Genomic DNA, 3,402 nt, shown 5'->3' on the forward strand with positions numbered 1-3,402 from the left:
AACTGCTCGCTCCCGACCCGGCCCCCGTCGTGCTGCGCACGGCCACCGGCCGGCAGGGCCTGGAACTGGTGGAGGCGCCGCTGGGCGCGCTCGGCTACGAGTGGGAGCTGACCGAGTCCCCGGCCGGCGCCAAGCAGTGGGTCGCCAAGGACGCCGAGGCGATCATCCCGGACGCGCACGACCCGTCGAAGAAGCGTCTGCCCACGATGCTCACCACCGACCTGTCGCTGCGCTTCGACCCGATCTACGAGCCCATCTCCCGCCGGTTCCACGAGAACCCGGAGGAGTTCGCGGACGCCTTCGCCCGCGCCTGGTACAAGCTCACCCACCGTGACCTGGGCCCGAAGTCCCTGTACCTCGGCCCGGAGGTCCCGGCGGAGACCCTGCTGTGGCAGGACCCGTTGCCCCAGGCCGAGGGCGAGGCCATCGACGCCGCCGACGTCACCGCGCTCAAGGCGAAGCTCCTCGACTCGGGCCTGACCGTCTCGCAGCTGGTCTCCACCGCCTGGGCGTCGGCCTCGACGTACCGCGGCAGCGACAAGCGCGGCGGTGCCAACGGCGCCCGGATCCGCCTGGAGCCGCAGCGCGGCTGGGAGGTCAACGACCCCGACCGCCTCGCCCAGGTGCTGCGCGTCCTGGAAGGCGTCCAGCGCGACTTCAACACCGGCGCCAAGAAGGTCTCCCTGGCCGACCTGATCGTCCTCGGCGGTGCCGCCGCCGTGGAGAAGGCCGCCAAGGACGCCGGTGTCGACATCGAGGTGCCCTTCACCCCGGGCCGGGTCGACGCCACCGAGGAGCACACGGACGCCGAGTCCTTCGCGGCCCTGGAGCCGACGGCCGACGGCTTCCGCAACTACCTCGGCAAGGGCAACCGCCTGCCGGCCGAGTACCTGCTCCTCGACCGCGCCAACCTGCTCGGCCTCAGCGCCCCCGAGCTGACCGTCCTGGTCGGCGGGCTGCGCGTGCTCGGTGCCAACCACGGCCAGTCGAAGCACGGTGTGTTCACCGAGACCCCGGGTGTGCTGACGAACGACTTCTTCGTCAACCTGCTCGACTACGGCACGGAGTGGAAGTCGACCTCCGAGGACCAGACCACCTTCGAGGGCCGTGACCTCGCCACCGGCGCGGTCAAGTGGACCGGCACCCGTGCCGACCTGGTCTTCGGCTCCAACTCCGAGCTGCGCGCCGTCGCGGAGGTCTACGCGAGCGACGACGCCAAGGAGAAGTTCGTGCGGGACTTCGTCGCCGCCTGGACGAAGGTCGCGAACGCGGACCGTTTCGACCTGATCTGATCTCCCGGTAGCGCCCGGCGTACGACGCCCGGGCCGGCCCTCACCGGCCGGCCCGGGCGTCCGTGTGTCCGGACTTCCGGGAGTGCCCGGACAGCGAACTAGTGACATGCCCTGGTCAATTCTGTCAGGCTTCGGACTCGCACCACTCGTAGCGCGTGACCCGTGACCGCTCCCCGGCGCACCCCTGCCGGGCGGGCGGTCTCCGAGCAGGCCGGAATCCCGGCCGGCGTAAAGGAGTTCGTGTGAGACCGACCCCCCACAAGGCCATCGTCACCAGCGCGCTGGCCGTCGCGGCAGTCGTCGCGGCCCTGCTCCCCGGCACCACGGCGCAGGCCGCCGAGCCCGCGGCCTGCGCCCCCGCCCAGCTGATCGGCAACGGCGGCTTCGAAAACGGCACGTCACCCTGGACGCAGTCCTCGACCGGTGTGATCACCAGCCGCTCCGGCCAGTCCGCCCACGGCGGCACCGGCTTCGCCTGGCTGGACGGCACCGGCGCCACCCACACCGACACGCTCTCGCAGAGCGTCACCGTCCCGGCCGGGTGCGCCGCCACGCTGACCTTCTGGCTGCACGTCGACACCGCCGAGACGACCTCCTCGACGGCGTACGACAAGCTCACCGCGAAGATCGGCAGCACCACGCTGGCGAGCTACTCCAACCTGGACAAGAACACCGGGTTCGTGAAGAAGTCCTTCGACGTCTCCGCGTTCGCCGGCCAGACCGTCACCGTGGCCTTCACCGGCACCGAGGACTCCAGCCTGCAGACCAGCTTCGTCCTCGACGACATCGCCCTCGACACCTCGGCCGCCACCGCCCCGGGCGACACCACCCGCACCCCGGCCGCGCCCTCCTACACCGTCAGCCTGACCAGCAACTCCACCGGTACCGGCTGGACCGGCCACGAGAGCGTGACCTTCACCAACGCCTCCGCGACCGCGCTCAGCGAGATCTACCTCCGGCTGTGGGACAACTACCACGGCACGTGCTCGGCCCCGCCGATCACCGTCAGCAACGTCACCGGCGGCACCGCGGGCGCTCTCTCGGTCGCCTGCACGGCGCTGGAGGTCGCCCTGCCGACACCGCTGGCCCAGGGCCAGAGCACGACCGTCGGCTTCGACCTCGGCATCACCGTTCCCAGCGGCGCCGACCGCTTCGGGTACGACGGCGCGTTCAGCATGATCGGCAACGCCCTGCCCGTCCTCGCGATCCGGGACGGATCCGGCTGGCACCTGGACCCGTACACCAACAACGGCGAGTCCTTCTACTCGCTGGCCGCCGACTTCAAGGTGACCCTGGACCACCCCAGCAGCCTGCTCGTCCCGGCGACCGGCACCTCCGTCGACACCCCCGGTTCCAGCGGCCGTACCGTCACCACGGCGACCGCCGCCAAGGTCCGTGACTTCGCCTGGGCGGCCGGTCCGTTCAGCAAGATCTCCGGCACCTCGCCCGGCGGGGTCCCGATCAACATCTACTCCGTCTCGGGCATCAGCTCCTCCAGCGCCCAGTCGATGCTCACCACCGCCAAGTCGGCAGTCGACGCCCACGCCGGCCGGTTCGGGGCCTACCCGTACGGCGAGCTGGACGCGGTCATCGACAACAACTTCTGGTTCGGCGGCATGGAGTACCCGGGCTTCGTCCTCGACCTGGTCAGCACCACCGCGCTCACCCACGAGATCGGCCACCAGTGGTGGTACGGGATCGTCGGCGACGACGAGTACAACAGCCCCTGGCTGGACGAGGCGTTCACCGACTACGCCACCGACCTGGCGCAGGGACTGACCGGCACCAACTGCTGGAACAGCGTCTCCTGGGCCTCGTCCGCGGAGAAGATCACCAACTCGATGGCGTACTGGGACGCCCACTCCTCCCGCTACTCCACCGTCGTCTACGGCTACGGCAAGTGCGCCCTGCACGACCTGCGCCGCCTGATCGGTGACACCGCCATGACCAACCTGCTGAAGAGCTACGCCAGTTCGCACTGGTACGGCGTCTCGACCACCGCCGAGTTCAAGGCGGCGGCACAGGCGGCCACGAGCACCGACCTGACGTCGTTCTGGACCACCCACCGCATCGACGGCTGACCGCAGCGGGACGGCCGCCGGGCGGCGGC

Annotated in this window: 2 protein-coding genes; both read left to right on the forward strand. The window is 70.5% G+C overall.

All coding sequences use genetic code 11. The annotated features are described in order from the left end of the window. A partial coding sequence (locus tag ABZ646_RS43215; protein ID WP_360532290.1) for a peroxidase family protein occupies positions 1 to 1,292 on the forward strand: 1,292 nt, incomplete at its 5' end. A 242-nt stretch (positions 1,293 to 1,534) separates the two neighbouring features. Then, positions 1,535 to 3,373, forward strand: coding sequence for a M1 family aminopeptidase (locus ABZ646_RS43220; RefSeq protein ID WP_360532293.1), 1,839 nt, complete (start codon positions 1,535 to 1,537; stop codon positions 3,371 to 3,373). The last annotated feature ends 29 nt before the right edge of the window (positions 3,374 to 3,402 follow it).

This window comes from Streptomyces sp. NPDC007162 (assembly GCF_040634175.1).
GTDB lineage: Bacteria > Actinomycetota > Actinomycetes > Streptomycetales > Streptomycetaceae > Streptomyces.